The sequence below is a fragment of the Azospirillum canadense genome (assembly GCF_025961225.1).
GTDB classification, from domain to species: domain Bacteria; phylum Pseudomonadota; class Alphaproteobacteria; order Azospirillales; family Azospirillaceae; genus Azospirillum; species Azospirillum canadense.
Genome location: NZ_JAOQNG010000010.1, coordinates 1,766,426 through 1,786,003 on the forward strand (window position 1 = coordinate 1,766,426; position 19,578 = coordinate 1,786,003).

General features: G+C 69.3%; 15 protein-coding genes. 9 read left to right on the plus strand and 6 right to left on the minus strand.

What is annotated here, in order from left to right; all coding sequences use genetic code 11:
- Positions 1–19 precede the first annotated feature (19 nt).
- From M2351_RS43880 to M2351_RS43890, 3 genes are read right to left on the minus strand one after another with little or no spacing between them, the layout of a single operon-like run.
- Positions 20–1,699, minus strand: a complete 1,680-nt coding sequence (locus M2351_RS43880) for an ABC transporter ATP-binding protein (protein ID WP_264662223.1) — start codon at positions 1,697–1,699, stop codon at positions 20–22.
- Between the two features lie 13 nt (positions 1,700–1,712).
- Positions 1,713–2,804, minus strand: coding sequence for an ABC transporter permease (locus tag M2351_RS43885; RefSeq protein ID WP_264662224.1), 1,092 nt, complete (start codon positions 2,802–2,804; stop codon positions 1,713–1,715).
- A 29-nt stretch (positions 2,805–2,833) separates the two neighbouring features.
- Complete coding sequence (locus tag M2351_RS43890; protein WP_264662225.1) at positions 2,834–4,237, minus strand: CmpA/NrtA family ABC transporter substrate-binding protein; 1,404 nt, start codon at positions 4,235–4,237, stop codon at positions 2,834–2,836.
- Between the two features lie 641 nt (positions 4,238–4,878).
- On the opposite strand from M2351_RS43890, the gene nirB reads away from it, so the two are divergent.
- From nirB to M2351_RS43915, 5 genes are all read left to right on the plus strand, one after another.
- Positions 4,879–7,344 carry a nitrite reductase large subunit NirB gene (gene nirB, locus M2351_RS43895; RefSeq protein ID WP_264662226.1) on the plus strand — a complete coding sequence of 822 codons (2,466 nt, stop codon included), beginning with the start codon at positions 4,879–4,881 and terminating at the stop codon, positions 7,342–7,344.
- Between the two features lie 6 nt (positions 7,345–7,350).
- The gene (gene nirD / locus M2351_RS43900) at positions 7,351–7,701 is read left to right on the plus strand and encodes a nitrite reductase small subunit NirD (RefSeq protein WP_264662227.1); all 351 of its coding nucleotides are present in this window, start codon (positions 7,351–7,353) and stop codon (positions 7,699–7,701) included.
- A 133-nt stretch (positions 7,702–7,834) separates the two neighbouring features.
- Entirely contained in the window at positions 7,835–10,480 is a 2,646-nt protein-coding gene (locus M2351_RS43905) for a molybdopterin-dependent oxidoreductase (RefSeq protein WP_319801975.1), read from the plus strand.
- Positions 10,455–11,399: a uroporphyrinogen-III C-methyltransferase gene (gene cobA / locus M2351_RS43910; RefSeq protein WP_264662228.1), complete on the plus strand. Its 945-nt coding sequence runs from the start codon at positions 10,455–10,457 to the stop codon at positions 11,397–11,399. Before M2351_RS43905 ends, cobA begins: the two co-directional genes overlap by 26 nt.
- Positions 11,400–11,458: 59 nt before the next feature.
- The gene (locus tag M2351_RS43915; RefSeq protein WP_264662229.1) at positions 11,459–12,877 is read left to right on the plus strand and encodes an IS30 family transposase; all 1,419 of its coding nucleotides are present in this window, start codon (positions 11,459–11,461) and stop codon (positions 12,875–12,877) included.
- 48 nt (positions 12,878–12,925) lie between these two features.
- Here M2351_RS43915 and M2351_RS43920 read toward each other — a convergent pair whose 3' ends face one another.
- Positions 12,926–13,684 carry a C40 family peptidase gene (locus M2351_RS43920; protein WP_264662230.1) on the minus strand — a complete coding sequence of 253 codons (759 nt, stop codon included), beginning with the start codon at positions 13,682–13,684 and terminating at the stop codon, positions 12,926–12,928.
- Positions 13,685–13,798: 114 nt separating this feature from the next.
- On the opposite strand from M2351_RS43920, the gene M2351_RS43925 reads away from it, so the two are divergent.
- Positions 13,799–14,731: a hypothetical protein gene (locus tag M2351_RS43925; protein WP_264662231.1), complete on the plus strand. Its 933-nt coding sequence runs from the start codon at positions 13,799–13,801 to the stop codon at positions 14,729–14,731.
- Between the two features lie 22 nt (positions 14,732–14,753).
- Here M2351_RS43925 and M2351_RS43930 read toward each other — a convergent pair whose 3' ends face one another.
- The gene (locus tag M2351_RS43930; RefSeq protein WP_264662232.1) at positions 14,754–15,815 is read right to left on the minus strand and encodes an SIS domain-containing protein; all 1,062 of its coding nucleotides are present in this window, start codon (positions 15,813–15,815) and stop codon (positions 14,754–14,756) included.
- A gap of 126 nt (positions 15,816–15,941) precedes the next feature.
- Positions 15,942–18,023 (minus strand): YgiQ family radical SAM protein, encoded by a 2,082-nt coding sequence (locus tag M2351_RS43935; RefSeq protein ID WP_264662460.1) that lies wholly within the window; start codon positions 18,021–18,023, stop codon positions 15,942–15,944.
- A 357-nt stretch (positions 18,024–18,380) separates the two neighbouring features.
- Between M2351_RS43935 and M2351_RS43940 the strand changes: the two genes are divergently transcribed.
- Genes M2351_RS43940 through M2351_RS43950 form a run of 3 tightly spaced genes read left to right on the plus strand, consistent with a single transcriptional unit; the run spans position 18,381 to position 19,484 of the window.
- Complete coding sequence (locus tag M2351_RS43940; RefSeq protein ID WP_264662233.1) at positions 18,381–18,680, plus strand: hypothetical protein; 300 nt, start codon at positions 18,381–18,383, stop codon at positions 18,678–18,680.
- Positions 18,677–19,288 carry a ferritin-like domain-containing protein gene (locus tag M2351_RS43945; RefSeq protein WP_264662234.1) on the plus strand — a complete coding sequence of 204 codons (612 nt, stop codon included), beginning with the start codon at positions 18,677–18,679 and terminating at the stop codon, positions 19,286–19,288. The genes M2351_RS43940 and M2351_RS43945 overlap by 4 nt, the downstream gene beginning before the upstream one ends.
- Before the next feature lie 37 nt (positions 19,289–19,325).
- Positions 19,326–19,484: a hypothetical protein gene (locus M2351_RS43950; RefSeq protein ID WP_264662235.1), complete on the plus strand. Its 159-nt coding sequence runs from the start codon at positions 19,326–19,328 to the stop codon at positions 19,482–19,484.
- Positions 19,485–19,578: the final 94 nt, after the last annotated feature.

Below are 19,578 nucleotides of genomic sequence, written 5' to 3' on the forward strand. Positions count from 1 at the left end.
TGGGATCGCCGCCTTCTCGTTACGCCGCCTTCGCCGTGCCGTGGTGACCGCCTTCCAGGAAGTTCAGCAGCTCTTCCCGGTAGGCGTAGTAGCGGGGATGCTCCAGCAGGGCCTGCCGGGTCCGCGGCTGCGGTATGTCCACGTTGAGGATGTGGCCGATGCGGGCGTTCGGCCCGTTCGACATCATCACCACCCGGTCGGCCAGCAGAATCGCCTCGTCCACGTCGTGGGTGACGCAGATGGCGGTGACCTGGGTGCGCGCCCACACCTCCATCAGCACCTCCTGCAGCTCCCAGCGGGTCAGGCTGTCCAGCATGCCGAAAGGCTCGTCCAAAAGCAGCAGTTTCGGCGACAGGGCGAAAGCCCGCGCGATGCCCACGCGCTGCTTCATGCCGTTGGACAGCTCTGCCGCCTTCTTGTCCATGGCGTTGCCGAGGCCGACGCGCGACAGGTAGTAGCGGACGATGTCGTTGCGCTCCGCCTTGCTGGCGTGGGGGTAGACGCGGTCGACGCCCAGCATGACGTTCTCCGCCGCCGTCAGCCAGGGGAACAGGCTGGGCGCCTGGAACACCACCGCGCGGTCGGGGCCGGCGCCGGTCACCTCCTTGCCGTCCAGGATGATGCCGCCGCTGGACAGTTCGGTCAGGCCGGCGACCATGGACAGCACGGTGGACTTGCCGCAGCCGGAATGGCCGATCAGCGAGATGAACTCCCCCTTGCGCATCTTCAGGTCGAAGCCGTCGACGACGGTCAGCGGCCCCTTCGGCGTCGGGTAGGTCTTGGTGACGCGGCTGAACTCGACGTAGCGGTCGTCGACAAGGCCCTGGGTCAGCGAGGCCAGATAGGCCTTCGGCGCCGGGGAGGCGGTGACCGGCTTCAGCGCGGGCAGCGAGAAATCGTCGTCCGTGGCGGCGGCGGCGCGGGCGACGCCGGCCTCCATCAGATAGGCGGTGACCTCGGCGCGCAAGCGCTTGAAGTCCGGGTCGTGGTTGACGGCGGTGCGGTCGCGCGGCCGCGGCAGCTCCACCGTGAAGGCGGGGCCGAGCGTGGCGCCCGGGCCCGGCGTCAGCGGGATGATGCGGTCGGCCAGCAGGATGGCCTCGTCCACGTCGTTGGTGATCAGCACGACCGTCTTGCGGTCCTTGCGCCAGATCGCCTCGATCTCGTCCTGCAGCTTGGCGCGGGTCAGCGCGTCCAGCGCCGACAGCGGCTCGTCCAGCAGCAGCATATCCGGCGTCATGGCCAGCGCGCGCGCGAAACCGACGCGCTGCCGCATGCCGCCCGACAGCTCCTTCGGCCGGCGGTCGGTGGCGTGGCCGAGGCCGACCGTCTCCACCGCGCGGCGGGTCAGCGCCCCGCGCTCCGCCCCGGCCTTCGCCTTGTGCACGCTGTCCACGGCCAGCGCCACGTTGTCCTTCACGCTGAGCCAAGGCATGAGGGAATAGTTCTGGAACACGATGCCACGCTCCGGCCCCGGCCCGCGCACCGGCTTGCCGCGGAACAGCACCTCGCCCGTATCAGCTTCGGCGAGGCCGCCCATCAGGTTGACCAGCGTGGTCTTGCCGGAGCCGGAGAAGCCGACGATGGCGACGAACTCCCCCTCCGCGATGGACAGGTCGATGGCGCGGAGCACGTTCGTCGTGCCGTAGGACTTGGAGACGTTCTTCAGTTCGAGGATCGCCTTACCGGTGGTCGCCATGGCCGGTTCCTCCTCAGCGGGTGCTGCTGTGCGACACGGCGGCCTGGAAGGCCAGCATGACGCGGTCGAGCAGGAAGCCGATCAGGCCGATGGTGAACACCGCGACCATGATCTTGGCGAGCGAGGTGGAGGACCCGTTCTGGAACTCGTCCCACACGAACTTGCCCAGGCCGGGGTTCTGGGCCAGCATCTCCGCCGCGATCAGCACCATCCAGCCCACGCCCAGCGAAAGCCGCAGGCCGGTGAAGATGTAGGGCAGCGCCGACGGCAGCACGAGGCGCCGCACCATCGTCGGAGCGGAGAGCTGAAGCACCTTCCCGACGTTCATCAGGTCCTTGTCGATGGACGACACGCCGACCGCCGTGTTGATCAGCGTCGGCCACAGCGAGCAGAGCGTGACCGTGATGGCCGAGGTCAGGAAGGACTTCTCGAAGGTCGGGTTGTCGCTGGAGATGGTGGCGCTGACCACCATGGTGACCAGCGGCAGCCAGGCGAGCGGCGACACCGGCTTGAAGATCTGGATCAGCGGGTTCATGGCCGCGTTCACCGTGCGCGACAGGCCGCAGGCCACACCCAGCGGCACCGCCACCAGGGCGCCCAGCAGGAAGCCGGTGAAGACCGTCTTCAGGCTGGTCAGGATCTGGTCCAGGTAGGTGGGCTTGCCGGCGTAGGGGCGGGTCTTCACCTCCGCCTTCGGGTCCTTCGCCAGGATTTCGGCGTTGCGCTTGGCTTGCCGGTCGTAGAAGGCGGCCTCCTTGGCGCGTTCGGTGCGGTGGTCGGCGGCGAGGTTGCCCGCCTGCTCCCACACTTCGGCCGGGCCGGGGACGGCGCCCAGGCTGGTGTGCACCTGTGGCGCCAGCCAAGCCCAGGCGGCGACGAACAGGAACAGAGCGGTCATCGGCACGCCGGCCTGGCGCCACAGCTCCAGCCCCTGCTGGCGTGGGTTCTCGCCAGCCGCCAGACGCAGCAGCGGGCTGAGCCAGCCGAGCCCGACGATCTGGAGCGTCGATGCGGCGCGGTTGAGGGCGTGCGCCCGGCGGGCCTTGCGCTGGGCGCGCAGCGCCTCGGCGGAGGACAGGGCGGCGGCTTCGGAAACGCTGGTCATGATGGTTGTCCTTTCCGTCCGTCCGTGCCTCAACCGCCAACCTGGGCGGCGCCGACCACCTGGCCGCCTTCGACCTTCTGGGCGCCCTTCAGGCCGATGCTCAGCTTCGACAGGTAGTCGTTGGGCTTGCGGCCGTCGTAGGCGATGCCGTCGATGAAGCCGCTGTCCACCGGCTTGTAGCCGTCGCTGGTCCAGGGGAAATCGGCCTCCTTCGCCTTGCCTTCCTCGACCAGCAGCTTGGCGGCCTTCAGGTAGACGTCGGGCTTGTAGACCTTGCGGGCCATCTCCGCGTACCAGCCGTCCGGCTTGGCCTCGGCGATCTGGCCCCAGCGGCGCATCTGCGTCAGGTACCAGATGGCGTCCGAATAGAAGGGATAGGTGGCGTTGTAGCGGAAGAAGACGTTGAAGTCGGGGACCGACCGCTTGTCGCCCTTCTCATACTCGAAGGTGCCGGTCATGGAGTTGGCGATGACCTTGGCGTCGGCGCCGACATATTCGGACTTCGCCAGGATCTTCACCGCCTCGGCGCGGTTGGCGTTGTTGTTCTCGTCCAGCCACTGGGCGGCGCGGATCAGCGCCTTGACGACCGCCAGATGGGTGTTCGGGTTCTTGGCGGCCCAGCCCTCGGTCACGCCGAAGACCTTCTCCGGCTTGTTCTTCCAAATGTCGGGGTCGGCGATCACGGGGACGCCGATGCCCTTCATGACGGCCGCCTGGTTCCACGGCTCGCCCACCGCGTAGCCGAAGATGGTCCCGGCCTCCAGCGTCGCCGGCATCTGCGGCGGCGGGGTCACGGACAGCAGCGCGTCGGCCTGGATCTGCCCGGACACGTCGGTCGGCGCGTAGAAGCCCGGATTGATGCCCCCGGCGGCCAGCCAGTAGCGAAGCTCGTAATTGTGGGTGGAGACCGGGAAGACCATGCCCATGGTGAAGGGCTTGCCCTCCGCCCGGTACTGGGCGATGACCGGCTTCAGCGCGTCGGCCTTGATCGGGTGGGCGGGCTTGCCGTCCGCGCCCTTCGGCAGGCCGGCCTTCATTCGTTCCCACACCTCGTTCGACACGGTGATGCCGTTGCCGTTCAGGTCCATGGAGAAGGCGGTGACCACGTTGGCCTGGGTGCCGTAACCGATGGTCGCACCCAGCGGCTGGCCGGCCAGCATGTGGGCGCCGTCCAGCTCGCCGGAGATGACGCGGTCCAGCAGGACCTTCCAGTTGGCCTGCGGCTCCAGCGTCACCGACAGGCCTTCGTCCTCGAAGAAGCCCTTTTCGGCGGCGATGGCCAGCGGGGCCATGTCGGTCAGCTTGATGAAGCCCAGCTTCAGCTGGTCCTTCTCAACGTTCAGCGGAGCGGCCTGCACGCTGCCCAAGGAAAGGGCAATGGCAGCAGCGGTGAAAAAACAGGCAGTGCGGTGGGAGGCGGAAAGTCGGATCACGTCGGTCGCTCCATCTCTCTTCCGAGCCCCAGGGGCCACGCCGACCGCGATTCCGAGCCCCTTTCAGCGATGCGCCGTGAAGGGCCTCCAGCCGGATCAAGGGGCTGTCGGAACCGGATCAGCGACGTTGCCGTGGGGCCCAACCTTGGGCGTGGGAGTGGAACGCACCACCGTCGACGCGTCCCGCCGTTCGTCTCGCAAGGACCATGCCAAAGGCCATAGCCGGGGCAGAAAGCGGTCCCAAAGGCTTGCCTTTCATGGGCGCGGCCGGAATCGGCAAAAAGCCAAGGTCAAGACCATGGTCGTAATGCGCTGCACAATTTGTCGGCTTTTGGACTGCTTTTTGTTCGATCAGAGCCAAACGCGTGTGTCGGAAACCTGACACACCACCCGGCCCATACCGTGAGCGGTGCCGGCAAAGCCCAGGCAATCCGCCACTCTCATACTTTCTTCATACCTTGGTGCCGGATTTGGCACGCGGCTTGCCAGAAGGAGGGCAGATCAGGGCAGCGGCAACGGCGTCGCCTGCCGGTTCACCGACGAACCACCCCGGACAACGGCGTCCGAGACCTTGGGATCCTCAGCGGGTCCCGGCGGTTTCGGGCGCCTTTCTTTTTCGGCCATCCTGCAAGGGCACGAGCATGCAAGAGAACCACGCATCACAGGGACTGCGCGAGCGTCTGGTCGTCGTCGGCAACGGGATGGCCGGCATCCGCACGCTGGAGGATCTGCTGGCCAAGGCGCCGAGCCGCTTTGAGATCACCGTCTTCGGCGCCGAGCCGCACCCCAACTACAACCGCATCATGCTCTCCCCCGTGCTGGCCGGGGAAAAGACGTTTGAGCAGATCGTCCTCAACGACCGCGCCTGGTATGAGGCCAACGGCATTACGCTGCTGACCGGCGACAAGGTCGAAACCATCGACCGCGCCAAGCGCACGGTCACCGCCATGTCCGGCCGCACCGTCGGGTATGACAAGCTGCTGCTCGCCACCGGCTCGACCCCCTTCATCATCCCGGTGCCCGGCGCCGACCTGCCCGGCGTCGTCGGCTTCCGCGACCTCGCCGACGTAGAGATGATGCTGGAGGCCGCCGGCAAGGGCGGGCGTGCGGTGGTCATCGGCGGCGGCCTGCTCGGGCTGGAGGCCGCGAACGGCCTGAAGGTCAAAGGCATGGAGGTCACCGTGGTGCACCTGATGCCCACGCTGATGGAACGCCAGCTCGACCGCTCGGCCGGGGCGCTGCTGCAGCACGAACTGGAGCGTCGCGGCATCACCGTGCTGACCGGCGCCGACACTGCCGAAATTCTGGGCAATTCCTGCGTGACCGGCGTACGCCTAAAAGATGGGCAGGAGCTGCCGGCCGACCTCGTGGTCATGGCCGTGGGCATCCGCCCCAACACCGAACTCGGCAAGGCGGCCGGTCTCGCCTGCGGCCGCGGCGTGCAGGTCGACGACGCCATGACCACGTCGGACCCGGCCATCCTGGCCGTGGGCGAGTGCGTGGAGCACCGCGGCCTGACCTACGGCCTCGTCGCCCCGCTGTTCGAGATGGCCAAGGTCGCCGCCGACCGCCTCGCGGGCGGTGTGGACAGCGCCTACACCGGCTCGGTCACCTCGACCAAGCTGAAGGTCACCGGCGTGGACGTGTTTTCGGCCGGTGATTTCTCCGGCGGCAAGGACTGCGAGGACATCGTGTTCCGCGACGCCGCGCGCGGCGTCTACAAGCGCATCGTGGTCAAGGACAGCCGCATCCTCGGCGCGGTGCTGTACGGCGACACCAAGGACGGCGCCTGGTACTTCCAGATGCTCAAGGACGGCGAGGACGTCACCGCCGTCCGCGACACCCTCATCTTCGGCCAGGGCTTCGGCGCGGACGGTGCGGCAAACCCTAATGCCGCCGTTGCAGCACTCCCCGACACGGCGGAGATCTGCGGCTGCAACGGCGTGTGCAAGGGCACCATCGTCAAGGCGATCACCGAGAAGGGCCTGTCGAGCCTGGACGAGGTGCGCGCCCACACCAAGGCCTCGGCGTCCTGCGGCAGCTGCACCGGGCAGGTCGAGCAGATCCTCGCCCTGACGCTGGGCGACGGCTACGCGGGTGAGAGCAAGGCCAAGCCGCTGTGCAAGTGCACCGACCGCACCCACGACGAGGTGCGCCGGGCCATCGCCACGCTGGAGCTGAAGAGCATCCCCGACGTGATGCAGCGGCTGGAGTGGCGCACGCCCGACGGCTGCCACCACTGCCGCCCGGCCCTGAACTACTACCTGCTGTGCCAGTGGCCGGGGGACTACAAGGACGACGGTCGCTCGCGCTTCGTCAACGAGCGGATGCACGCCAACATCCAGAAGGACGGCACCTACTCGGTGGTGCCGCGCATGTGGGGCGGGCTGACCACCGCCCAAGAACTCCGCGCCATCGCCGACGTGGTGGACAAGTTCGCCATCCCCACGGTGAAGGTGACCGGCGGGCAGCGCATCGACCTGTTCGGCGTGAAGAAGGAGGACCTGCCCGCGGTGTGGGCGGACCTGAACGCGGCGGGCATGGTGTCGGGCCACGCCTACGCCAAGGGGCTGCGCACGGTGAAGACCTGCGTCGGCTCCGAATGGTGCCGCTTCGGCACACAGGACTCGACCGGCCTGGGGGTGCAGCTGGAGCGGCTGACCTGGGGCACCTGGACGCCGCACAAGGTGAAGCTGGCCGTCTCGGGCTGCCCGCGCAACTGCGCGGAGGCCACGATCAAGGACCTCGGCGTGGTGTGCGTCGACAGCGGCTACGAGCTGCACGTCGGCGGCAACGGCGGCATGCACGTCCGGGCCTGCGACCTGCTGTGCAAGGTCGAAACGGAGGCCGAGGTGATGGAATACACCGGGGCCTACATGCAGCTGTACCGCGAGGAGGCGCGCTACCTGGAGCGCACCGCGCCGTGGCTGGAGCGGGTTGGGCTCGACTACGTCAAGACGCGCCTCGTGGACGACCCGGAAGGCCGCAAGGCGCTGAACGCGCGCTTCCTCTTCTCGCAGAGCTTCTCGCAGGACGACCCCTGGGCCGAGCGGGCCAGCGGGGCGGTCGACCGTCACGAATTCACGCCGCTCGCTCAGGTGGGGTAACGAACCATGGACCAGCAGATTTCTTGGGTTTCGGTTGGGTCGGTCGAGGACATTCCGCGCCAGGGCTCGCGCGTGGTGCGCACGCCGGCCGGCGAGATCGCCCTGTTCCGCACGCTGAAGGACGAGGTCTTCGCGCTGGAGGACCGCTGCCCGCACAGCGGCGGCCCCCTGTCGCAGGGCATCGTGCACGGCGCCCGCGTCACCTGCCCGTTGCACAACTGGGTGATCGACCTCGCCAGCGGCGAAGCGGTCGGCCCAGACGAGGGCTGCGCCGGCCATTGCCCGGTGCGCGTCGTGAACGGCGTGGTCCAGCTCGGGCTGGCGGGCTTCCGGAGCGGAGGCTGCGCGCATGAGTGAGGGACTGCACCAATCTCCCTTTCCCCCCCGGGGAGAGGGTCGGGGTGAGGGGGATGTCGGGGGACATGAGAGTTCGGCAAACGCCGGACCCCCTCACCCTAACCCTCTCCCCGGGGGGGAGAGGGGACAAACCGTGCGCACCACCTGCCCTTATTGCGGGGTGGGCTGCGGGGTGCTGGCGATGGTGGCGGAGGATGGCTCCGTCGCCGTGCGCGGTGACCCGGAGCATCCCGCCAACCGGGGGCGCCTCTGCTCCAAGGGGGCGAACCTGCCGGATACGCTGGGGCTGGGGGAACGCCTGCTCCACCCCACCATCAATGGCCGGCGCGTCGGCTGGGAGGAGGCGATCGCGGCGGTGGCCGGGCGGCTGTCCGACACCATCCGGCGGCACGGGCCGGACTCGGTCGCCTTCTACGTCTCCGGTCAGCTCTTGACCGAGGATTATTACGTCGCCAACAAGTTGGTGAAGGGATTCCTAGGAACCGCCAACATCGATACGAATTCACGCCTATGTATGGCGTCGAGCGTGGCGGGGCACAAGCGCGGCTTCGGGGCGGACGCGGTCCCGGTAACCTACGAGGATGTCGAGCTTGCCGACCTGATCGTGCTGGTCGGATCCAATCTCGCGTGGTGCCACCCGATTCTCCATCAACGTGTGCTCGCAGGAAAAAAAGCGCGCGGAACGCGCATCGTCGTGGTGGACCCGCGCCGCACCGCGGCGGTGGACGGCGCCGACCGGCACTTGGCGCTGAAGCCCGGCACCGACGCCACGCTGTTCAACGGCCTGCTGGTCCATCTGGCCGACACCGGCACGCTGGACGCCCGCTTCGTCGCGGAGCACACCTCCGGCCTGAAGGACGCGCTGGACGCCGCCCGCGCCGACGCACCCTCGCCGGAGCATGTCGCCGCCGTCTGCGGCCTGTCGGTCGAGGAGGTCGCCGCCTTCTACGCTGAATTCGCAACGACCAGCCGCGTCGTCACGGTCTATTCCCAGGGCGTGAACCAGTCGTCCCAGGGGACGGACACGGTCAACACGATCCTGAACGCGCATTTCCTGACCGGCCGCATCGGCGCGCCGGGCATGGGCCCCTTCTCCGTCACCGGCCAGCCCAACGCCATGGGTGGGCGCGAGGTCGGCGGGCTCGCCAACCAGCTGGCCGCGCATATGGGGTTCGAGCCGGAGTCGGTGGACCGCGTCCGCCGCTTCTGGAACGCGCCGAACATGGCCGCCAAGCCCGGTCTGAAGGCTGTGGACCTGTTCCGTGCTGTCGAGGACGGCACGGTGCACGCTGTGTGGGTGATGGCGACCAACCCCGCCGTCAGCATGCCCGACGCTGCCCGCGTGCGCCGGGCGCTGGCCAAATGCGAGACGGTCATCGTTTCCGACTGCATCGCCGACACCGACACCGGGCGCCTCGCCCACATCCGCCTGCCTGCGGCGGGCTGGAGCGAGAAGGACGGCACGGTCACCAACTCCGATCGCACGATCTCCCGCCAGCGGCCTTTCCGGCCCTTCAGCGGCGAGGCGAAGCCCGACTGGTGGATCATGACCCAGGTCGCCCGCGCCATGGGCTTTGGCGACGCTTTCCCCTACGAGACACCGGCCGACGTGTTCCGCGAGCACGCCGCCCTGTCCGGCTTCGAGAACGACGGAAGCCGCGCCTTCGACATCGGCGGTCTCGCCGGGATTTCCGACGCTGAATTTGAAACGCTGTCCCCCGCGCCGTGGCCGCGGCGGGTTGGAAGCGAGCCGACGCGGCGCCTCTACACCGACGGGCGCTTCTTCACGGCGGACGGGCGGGCGCGCTTCGTGCCGGTGACCACGCGCGCCCTGCCCCGTGCCGTGGCGCCCGGTTCGCTGATTTTGAACACCGGCCGCTCGCGCGACCAGTGGCACACCATGACCCGCACCGGCCTGTCGCCGCGCCTGTCCTCCAACGCGCCGGAGCCCGTCCTGGACGTCCACCCGCGTGACGCGGAGGCGCGCGGGCTGACCGACGGCGGCTTGGCCCGCGCCACGACGCCGGTGGGCACCGCGCTGGCCCGCGTCCGCGTGACGGAGGCGCAGCGCCCGGGCGAGGCCTTCCTGCCCATGCACTGGACCGACCGTTTCACCGGATCCTGCGTCATCGGTCGGCTGATCGACGACAACGCGGTGGATCCGTTCTCCGGCCAGCCCGACCTGAAGCGCATGCCCGTGACGGTGGAGCCCTACATCACAGCCGGGGCCACCGCCTGGACCGGTTTCCTGATCGCCCGGCAGCCGGTGGAGCCCACCCACGGGGGCTACTGGGCGCGCCGCGCCGTTCCCGGCGGCCACCTGATTGAGCTGGCCGGTGACGGCGCCCTCCCCTCCCCCGACGAGTTCACCTTCGACCTCAAAGGGGCGACGGTCGACTACAGCGACGGCGCGCGCGGCGTGCTCCGCCGCGCCTGGCTGACCCACGACCGGCTGGAGGCTTGCCTGTTCCTGTCCGCGTCGGGCGGGCTGCCCGGCCGAGGCTGGCTGGTCGACCTGCTGTCGGCGGAGGCGATGGACGCGCCCGCCCGCCGCGCCCTGCTCTCCGGCCGGTCCCCGGTGCCGGTGCTGGACGAGGGGCGGACGGTCTGCTCCTGCTTCGGTGTGGGCATCACCCGCATCATAGCGGCGCTCCAGAGCCAGCGGCTGACCACCGTTCAGGAGGTCGGGCAGGCCCTGAAGGCCGGGACCAACTGCGGATCCTGCATTCCCGAGATCAAGGAGATCATCGCCGATGCCCAGCGTTGCCACGTGGCTTGACGGACTCGCCTCCTCGTCCGAGGGAAAGCGTTTCAACTTCATCGTGGCCTTGCGCGAACGGATCGAGTCCGTCCTTCGCCCGCACACCGCCCGGCGCGTCACCCGCGCGATTCCAGAGGTGACGGCGCGCCGGCCGCACGTCACGCTGGTCGGCGCCGGGCCGGGCGACCCGGACCTGCTGACCGTCGCCGCGGCCAAAGCCATCGCCCAGGCGGAGGTGATCCTCTACGACCACCTCGTCGGCGTTGGGATCCTCGCCCTGGCGCGGCCGAGGGCGGAGCTGGTCTGCGTCGGCAAGCGATCCGGCAAGCATTCGCACGGGCAGGAGGCGATCAACGCACTGATCGAGTCCCACGCCCGCACCGGGCGGCGCGTCGTCCGGCTGAAGGGCGGCGACCCGATGATCTTCGGCCGCGCCGGCGAGGAGATCGAGCATTTGGAGGCGGCAGGCATAACCGTCTCCGTCATCCCCGGCATAACCGCGGCGCTCGGCTGCGCCTCCAGCGCCGGCATCTCGCTGACGAAGCGCGGCGTCTCGCGCGCCGTCACCTTCGTCACCGCCCACGCGCGGGAGGGCGACGCGACCGAGCCCGACTGGGCGCGGCTGGCCGACCCGAAGGGGACGCTGGCGATCTACATGGGGCGCGACCAAGCCCGGCGCGTCGGGCGAGGGCTGACGGCGGGCGGCCTGTCCGCCGAAACGCCGGTGCTGGCTGTGGAGAACGGCTGCCGCCCCGACGAGCGCCACCACTGGACCACCTTGGGCGCCATGGCGGAACACGGCGTCCCGGCGGGCGACGGCCCGACCCTGCTGATGGTGGGCGACGCCCTGGGCGTGCGGATGCCGGAGGACGCGCGATCCGGCGGGGGGATTCACCACAGAGGCACAGAGACACAGAGGATTGTTGCGTCCCATTGACCGGAAAACTCTGGGCGGATTCAAGCGGTCGTCGCAACAGCCTGGTGAAGGAGGTTGCGATGAAGAAGCAGAAGCGGCGATCGGATCGATCTGGGCGGGCTCCTCTGCGGTCACCTGGCCGGCCCCCTTCGGCACGGCGGGAGGATTGTCGGCGGTTCTGGGCGGCGATCGCGACGGGACAAGCGAGCGAGGATGCGGCATCTCTGGCAAGCGTGTCGCCCGCGGTGGGAACACGGTGGTTCCGAGAGGCCGGGGGTATGCCACCAGCGAAGTTTGCGTCATCGGCGAAGCCGCCGTCGGGACGGTACTTGCAGTTTGCGGAGCGGGAGGAGATCGCGTTGCGGCGTGCCCAGGGGCTCGGCGTGCGGGAGATCGCTCGCCAGCTGGGGCGAGCGGCCTCGACCATTTCCCGGGAACTGCGGCGCAATGCCGCCACCCGCTCGGGCGGGTTGGAGTATCGGGCGACGACCGCGCAGTGGCACGCCGACCGTTCGGCGCGCCGGCCCAAACCGGCCAAGCTCGTAGTCAATCCAGTCCTGCGCGACTACGTGCAAGAGCGTCTGGCCGGCACGGTGGTTGCCCCGGACGGCGTGGCGATCCCTGGGCCGGCCGTGACCTGGAAAGCTCGCCGCCATGGGCGTCGGCAGGACCGGCGGTGGGCCAAGGCGTGGAGCCCCGAACAGATCGCCCGACGCCTGCGGCTCGATTTTCCGGAGGACCCGACGATGCGCATCAGCCATGAGGCCATTTATCAGGCCCTGTTCATTCAAGGCCGAGGAGCATTGCGTCGCGAGCTTACCGCCTGCCTGCGGACCGGACGGACCCTGCGCGTTCCGATGGCGCGGACCCGCAAACGGGGCAAATCCTTCATCACGCCGGAGATCATGATCAGCCAACGCCCGACGGAGGTGGCGGATCGGGCGGTGCCGGGACACTGGGAGGGCGATCTCATCATCGGCCTGGGCGGCTCGGCGATCGGCACCTTGGTGGAACGGACGACACGGTTCACGATGCTGCTGCATCTGCCCCCGATGCCGGGGCACGCCAGTGGACCACGGGTCAAGAATGGGCCGGCGCTTGCCGGCCATGGTGCCGAGGCCGTCCGCGACGCCATCGCGCGCACGATCGCAACCTTGCCCGCACAGCTCCGCCGGTCGCTGACTTGGGATCAGGGGGCGGAGATGGCCCAACACGCCCATATCCGGATCGACACCGGGCTTTGCGTCTACTTCTGCGATCCGCGCAGTCCGTGGCAGCGCGGCACGAACGAGAACACCAATGGGCTGCTGCGTCAGTACTTCCCCAAGGGCACCGACCTCGCCGTGCATGACGCCGACACCCTGGCGGCCATCGCACTTGCCCTGAACACCAGACCCCGCAAAACCCTTGGCTGGAAAACTCCAGCCGAGGCGCTGGACGAACTGCTCCAATCCATCGATAAGGGAGGACGGGAAGAGGCTGTTGCGACGACCGCTTGAATCCGCCCTGTGTCTCCGTGTCTCTGTGGTGATCCCCCGGCTGTTGCGTTACAAAGCCGGCCGGCGGACCCCGGTGATGCGCTCGGCACGGGCGGCGACGTCGGACAGCGGCTCGATCACCACGGACATGGTGAAGACGGTGGCGTGCAGCAGCGTGCTGCCGTCCAGCATGATCCCGACATGGCCGGGGAAGAACACGATGTCGCCGCGCTGGTAATCGACACCTTGACCGTCTTCCGACAGCATCGGCCCCAGCCGGTCGTCGTTGCGCTGGAAGCCGCTGGAATGCCGGGTAACGATCCCGGAGGCCTGCAGCGCCACCTTCACGAGGCCCGAGCAGTCGATGCCGAACCCGCTCCGCCCGCCCCAGACGTAGGGCGTCTCCAGGAAGCGCAGGGCGGTCTCCACGGGGACGGTGTCCAGCGGGCGGGCGACCGGCTCCAGCTGCTTGCTGAAGACCCACAGCCCGTCATTAAGGCGGCACCAGCCGGCCTCGTTCTCCTCCGCCACCGTTACGAGGCTGCCGAAGCTGAGGGTCGCGACCGGCACCGCCTTGTGGGTGGGGGCCGGGTGCAGGTTGGCCGTCCGGCCGCGGACGCGGTGGGTCGGGGCGGTCGGCTCGGCGTGCGCGACGCCGGGCGCAAGCCAGCCGGTGTAGCCGTCGATCCGGCATTCGGCCTTCAACCAGTCGCCGTCGCGGTCGAGAATGGTGAAGGTCTCGCCGAACAGCAATTCGCTGGTCTGGGGAACGCCGTCCCGTGGTTCTTCCAGGAGAACGGCGTGGGGGATCTTAATCTGGCGGATCATGGGTGATACGCTAGTTCCGGCATGGTCTTAAAGCAAGCCTGGGGGCCAATCACCGCAACCCTCCCGAAGCCTCAGCTTTGCTATGGACTTGTTCCTGCACGACAGGAGGAGGCTATGGCGAACCGTTCGATGCGAATGGTGCTGATGGGGCTTGCTGGCATGACCGGCGTTTGGGTGACCGGCGTGGCCCAGGCGGCGCCGCCCCACTGCGAGAACATTACCGTCGACGACCTGCGCCAAGCCTGCATCGAGCGCGTCGCCCGCTGCGAGCCGCTGAAGTCGGCCGCCGAGCGGGACGACTGCTATCGCGGCCGCAGCCAGAAGGCGGCAGAGGCCGGTGCTGCGAACGGTCCGATCCGCCTGACGCCGAACGCCGGGACCCCACCGGCCAAGGTCGCCCCCGCCCCCGCCCCGGCTCCCGTTCCCGCCGCTCCGGCCGTGGCCGCTCCGACGCCGGTCACGCCCCCGCCATCACCCCCGCCGCAGGCGCAGCCCCCGGTTCCGGCTCCGGTCCGGACCCAGGCGGCTCCTCCGGTGGTGGTGCGGCCGGGTCAGCCGCCCGCCGCGACCGCGCCTGCGCCCATCCCGCAGCCGACCGCGAAGGCTGACCCGGCCCAAATTCCCCAGCCGCCGCGTCCGCCCGCGGAGGCGCTCAAGGCCGTACGCCCTGCCCCGGCCCCGGCGCCAGTTCCCGCGGCGGTGACGGCCCCTCCCCGCTCCGCTCCGGGCGACGGAATGGACACGGTGCGCGGCTTCTACGAGGCGCTGGCCCAGGCCGACGGCGCGCGGGCCAACGGCTTCCTGGTTCCGGAAAAGCGCAACAGCGGCGCCTACGAGGTCGGCTCCATGAGCCGCTATTACGCCAACATGCGCGAGCCGCTGCGCCTGATCGCCGCCGAGCCGATGGGCACCGACGCCGCCCGCGTGCGCTACCACTACGTCTACGCCAACGGCCGGGTCTGCGAAGGTGCGGCCGAGGTGTCCCTTTCCCGCCGCGACGGCGGGCGTCCGCTGATCGAGCGCATCCGCGCGCTGAACGGTTGCTGAGTACGGCTGCTGACGACGTCCGCTAGACCGTCCGCGTGACCTTGCTCAGGCTGGGTGGACGGTCGGGGTCAAGGCCGCGGGCGAGCGCTGCATCCGCGGCCAGCGGGTAGAAGGCCTGCACCGCTGCCAGCGGGTCCAGCATCGGGTGCAGCGGGGCCGGCAAGGGCAGCGGCGTGTGGGCGAGGTCCAGCGCGTCGGCCACCGGCGAGGCCACCAGCAGGTGGGCGCCCTGCCCGCGCAGGCGCTTTGCCAACTCCAGAACACCGGGCAAGGTCGCGTCCGGCAGGGCGACCAGCAGCACCGGCAAGGCGTCGTGGACCAGCGCCACGGGTCCGTGCAATAGGTCCGCCGCGCTCAGCGCCTCGGCGTGCAGCGTGCAGGTTTCCTTCAGCTTGGTCGCCATCTCCTGCGCCACGGGAAAGCCGTAGCCGCGCCCGACCACCAGCAGCGACCGCGCGTCACGCAGAATTGGTAACGCCACCGACCAGTCGCGTGCGGCGGCCTCGCGCAACCGGTCGGGCAAGGCGGTCAGCGCCGTTTCAAGCTCTGCGTCGGGCTTCCAGGCGGCCACCAGGGACGCGGCGGCGGACAGGCTGCACAGGAAGCTTTTGGTCGCGGCGACGGACTGCTCCGGCCCAGCGTACAAGGCCAGGCAATGTTCGGCGGCCTGGGTGAGGGGAGACTCCACCTCGTTGACCAGCGCCAGCGTCAGGGCACCGTCGGCGCGCGCCCGCTCGACCACGGTGACGAGGTCGGGGCTTTCGCCGGATTGAGAGATGGCGAGGACGAGGGCGTCCTTCAGGCGCAGCCGCGCCCCGTACAGCGTGACCGCCGACGGAGCCGCCGGTGCGGTGACAAGGCCGAGCGCCGTCTCGAACAGGGCGCGGGCGTAGCCCGCGGCATGGCCGGAGCTTCCACGCGCGACGGAGACCGCAAAGGCCGGCGGGCGGTTGCGGAGGAGCGTTGCAAGATCAGCGTAGGCTTGGCCGTTCGCGCGGAGCTGCGCCGCGATGCGGTCGGGGGTGGAGAGGGCTTCGGCGCGCATGAGGGCGCCGGGGTGGTGAGAGGTCTTTGAGTCGGTCACGGTTTCCCCCACCCTAACCCTCCCCCGCTGGGCGGGGGAGGGGACTGCCGCCGCTTTCCCGCGAAGCTTAGCTCCCTCCCCTGCCCAGCGGGGGACGGTCGGGGTGGGGGCAAGCGTAACAGAAGCTCAGCCTCGCCGCGCGCCCGTCTTCCCTGGTCCCGGCTTCCCGCCCCCCGGCGCCGTCCGCCGGCCCTTGCCGGCCTGTTGCGTGTAGAAGGTTTTGCCCGGCGCCGGCTTCGCCGCCCGTGCGGCCCCGCCCGTGGGCTGCCATGCCGGGACCAGTTGATGCTCGGCCGGGCCGATCAGGTCGGTGCGGCCCATGCGCTTCAGGGCGTCGCGCAGGACCGGCCAGTTCTCCGGGTCGTGGTAGCGCAGGAAGGCCTTGTGCAGACGGCGCTGCTTCAGGCCCTTGGCCGAGAAGACCTCCTCCGAGCCCTCGCGGCGGATCGGGCGCAGCGGGTTGCGGTCGCTGTGGTACATGGCCGTTGCCTGGGCCATGGGCGTGGGCAGGAAGGTCTGCACCTGGTCGGCCTTGAAGCCGTTCCGCTTCAGCCACAGGGCGAGGTTCATCATGTCCTCGTCCGTGGTGCCGGGGTGGGCGGCGATGAAGTAAGGGATCAGGTACAGCTTCTTGCCGGCCGCCTTCGCCGCCTTCTCGAACATCTCCTTGAAGCGGTCGTAGGTACCGATGCCCGGCTTCATCATCTTGGACAGCGGGCCAGTCTCGGTGTGCTCCGGCGCGATCTTCAGGTAGCCGCCGACGTGGTGGGTCACCAGTTCCTTCACATACTCCGGGCTGCGGACGGCGAGGTCGTAGCGCAGGCCCGAGGCGATGTTGATCTTCCGCACGCCGGGGATGGCGCGCGCCTTGCGGTACAGCTGGATCAGCGAGCTGTGGTCGGTGTTCAGGTTCTTGCAGATGTCCGGATAGACGCAGGACGGGCGGCGGCAGACCGCCTCGATCGCCTTGTCCTTGCAGGCCATGCGGTACATGTTGGCGGTCGGCCCGCCCAGGTCGGAGACGACGCCGGTGAAGCCCTTCACCTTGTCGCGCATCTCCTCGATCTCCTTGAGGATCGACCCCTCCGACCGGCTCTGGATGATGCGGCCCTCATGCTCGGTGATGGAGCAGAAGGAGCAGCCGCCGAAGCAGCCGCGCATGATGTTGACCGAGAAGCGGATCATCTCCCACGCAGGGATGCGCGCGTCGCCGTAGGACGGGTGCGGCGCGCGGGCGTAGGGCAGGCCATAGACGCCGTCCATCTCCGCCGTGGTCAGCGGGATCGGCGGCGGGGTCAGCCATAGGTCCTTGTCGCCGTGGCGCTGGACCAGCGCGCGGGCGTTGCCGGGGTTGCTTTCCTGGTGCAGCACGCGCGACGCATGGGCGTAGAGCAGCTTGTCGGCGCTGACCTGCTCGTAGGCGGGCAGGCGCACGACGGTGTGGTCGGCACCGGCGGCGCGCGGCGTGGCCGGGGTCAGCTCGTCGATGCTGCTGCTATCGATGACCGCCCAGCCCTCGGGCACCGCGTTGCGGATGATGGCCGTGCCGCGGATGTCGTCGATCTCCCGGGCCTTGTCCCCGGCGGCGATGCGGCGGGCGACGTCGACGATGGCGCGCTCCGCGTTGCCGTAGCAGAGGATGTCGGCCTTGGCGTCCACCAGGACGGAACGGCGGACCTTCTCGCTCCAATGGTCGTACTGGGCGATGCGGCGCAGGGATGCCTCGATGCCGCCCAGCACGATGGGCACGTCCTTGTAGGCCTCGCGGCAGCGCTGGCTGTAGACGATCACCGCGCGGTCCGGGCGCTTCCCGCCCTCGTCGTTCGGGGTGTAGCTGTCGTTGTGGCGCAGGCGGCGGTCCGAGGTGTAGCGGTTCACCATGCTGTCCATGTTGCCGCCGGTCACCCCGAAGAACAGGTTCGGCTTGCCCAGCGCCTTGAACGGTTCCGCGCTGCTCCAGTCCGGCTGGGCGATGATGCCGACGCGGTAGCCCTGCGCCTCCAGCAGGCGGCCGATGATCGCCATGCCGAAGCTGGGGTGGTCGATGTAGGCGTCGCCCGTCACCACGATAATGTCGCAGCTGTCCCAGCCCAGCCGGTCCATCTCCGCCCGCGACATCGGCAGGAAGGGCGCCGGCTCGCGCTCCCCCGTCCGAAATTCCGGGGCCCGGAACTTTGGGTGGGAGAAGATGTCCGCCGCCGTCGGCATGACGGTGTCTGCTTGGGCGTCGGTGGGGAGAGTGGCGTTGAGCATGACGCTGTCCGTTCGGGCCGCCGGGGCGGCCGTGCTGCGTGAAGGGGTGTCGGTCGTAGCGGGGGCATCCGCGATGTCCCGCCTTTGGCCCTCAGTCCCTACGGAACCGCCCGGGTGCGGTCAAGGATTGCCTGAGCGGCGGGGTCAACATTCTGCGCGGCGCTACGAACGAGGCCCCCTATGAACGCGACTATGTGTGCAGGCGGGGCGGTGCCGACAAGGCCCGCCATGTCCTTTCGGCGGAACGCGCCGATGCAACGTCCTGTTGGGACGGGCAGGCACTTGTTTCGACCACAAGCGAGGAGGCCCGGTATGAGTTCCGACAAGCGACACGGCGATCAGCGCGACGAACCGCTCGACATTCGATCCACGCGCGAAGGCCTTTCCGTTGACGAGGAGAAGGCCGGCTTCCAGAACGTCGAGGGGCCGGGCGCCCGCCCCGGCGAGCGGAGCCTGTCGGTCGGCGAAGGTAGCCCGGAGGCCCGCGCACTCGACGCTGGGAACGAGGAACCGGAGGATCTCGATGTCGGCCCCGGTGTGGACTCCGCGACCACCGGCAGCGTCCACGCGCCGACGACCAACGCCGGCAAGCAGCGGAATGACCGGACATGATGCGCCTGATGCCCGGCTCTGCGGTGAATGACCTGAACGTTCCGGACCCCGCAGCGTTGCAGGCGGAGTTGACCGACCTGCTGCAGCTGGAACACGACGCCCTGCCCGCCTACTCCATCGCCATCGCGTCGCTGCGCGACCCGGTGCTGCGGGACGACCTGCGCGCCCACCGGGCCGACCATGAGCGGCATGTGGAGGCGTTGTCGGCGCTGATCCGCGACCGCAACGGCATTCCGCTGCTGTTGCCGCATGTGCCCACGGGCTTCTTCAAGCTGGCGGTGCAGGCAGCGGGTGCCCCCGGCGGTGACCGCGCCGTGCTGTTGGCCTTCCTGTCGAACGAATGGCAGTCGCAGGAAAAATACGCCCGCCACGCCGCCCGCCCGCACGGTCCGGACGTGGCCGCCGTGCTCCGCCGTCACGCCGACGACGAAGCGCGGCACTACGCCTGGGCGCGCGACGCGCTGGACGTGATGGGCTGTGGGTCCGACACGATAGTCGGGATGATGGCCAACGCCTTCTCCCGCTTCCACGGCACCACCGCCGACGCGGTGGAAGGCGCCGGGCGGGTCGCCCTTGAAACGGTGATGCGGACCCTGCGCGCCGCGTGAGCGTTGTCATTCCACAAAGCAAAAGCGGAGGGATTGAATGAGCGACAAGCCCCAGGCCGACTCCCCGCGCGAGGACAAGACCAAGACTCCCGGCGACGGCACGCTCCAGGATGCCACCCCGGCTGGCCTGTCGGCCGAGGAGTTGCGCAAGCGTGCGGAGGAGGATGACAGCTCCGCCCAGCCGGGCACTGGCTGACCGTCGTTGCGACGCTTCGGTCTCATACGACGTCGTATGAGAAAACAAGGCTCCAACGAAAAAGCCCGGCGACACGCGGTCGCCGGGCTTTTTC

What these genes read in the sequence shown, in the direction of transcription:
- M2351_RS43880 (WP_264662223.1), bottom strand. Translation starts at nt 1,699, where the DNA reads ATGGCGACCACCGGTAAGGCGATCCTCGAACTGAAGAACGTCTCCAAG.
- M2351_RS43885 (WP_264662224.1), bottom strand. Translation starts at nt 2,804, where the DNA reads ATGACCAGCGTTTCCGAAGCCGCCGCCCTGTCCTCCGCCGAGGCGCTG.
- nirB (WP_264662226.1), top strand. Translation starts at nt 4,879, where the DNA reads ATGCAAGAGAACCACGCATCACAGGGACTGCGCGAGCGTCTGGTCGTC.
- nirD (WP_264662227.1), top strand. Translation starts at nt 7,351, where the DNA reads ATGGACCAGCAGATTTCTTGGGTTTCGGTTGGGTCGGTCGAGGACATT.
- cobA (WP_264662228.1), top strand. Translation starts at nt 10,455, where the DNA reads ATGCCCAGCGTTGCCACGTGGCTTGACGGACTCGCCTCCTCGTCCGAG.
- M2351_RS43915 (WP_264662229.1), top strand. Translation starts at nt 11,459, where the DNA reads ATGAAGAAGCAGAAGCGGCGATCGGATCGATCTGGGCGGGCTCCTCTG.
- M2351_RS43920 (WP_264662230.1), bottom strand. Translation starts at nt 13,684, where the DNA reads ATGATCCGCCAGATTAAGATCCCCCACGCCGTTCTCCTGGAAGAACCA.
- M2351_RS43925 (WP_264662231.1), top strand. Translation starts at nt 13,799, where the DNA reads ATGGCGAACCGTTCGATGCGAATGGTGCTGATGGGGCTTGCTGGCATG.
- M2351_RS43935 (WP_264662460.1), bottom strand. Translation starts at nt 18,023, where the DNA reads ATGCCGACGGCGGCGGACATCTTCTCCCACCCAAAGTTCCGGGCCCCG.
- M2351_RS43940 (WP_264662233.1), top strand. Translation starts at nt 18,381, where the DNA reads ATGAGTTCCGACAAGCGACACGGCGATCAGCGCGACGAACCGCTCGAC.
- M2351_RS43945 (WP_264662234.1), top strand. Translation starts at nt 18,677, where the DNA reads ATGATGCGCCTGATGCCCGGCTCTGCGGTGAATGACCTGAACGTTCCG.
- M2351_RS43950 (WP_264662235.1), top strand. Translation starts at nt 19,326, where the DNA reads ATGAGCGACAAGCCCCAGGCCGACTCCCCGCGCGAGGACAAGACCAAG.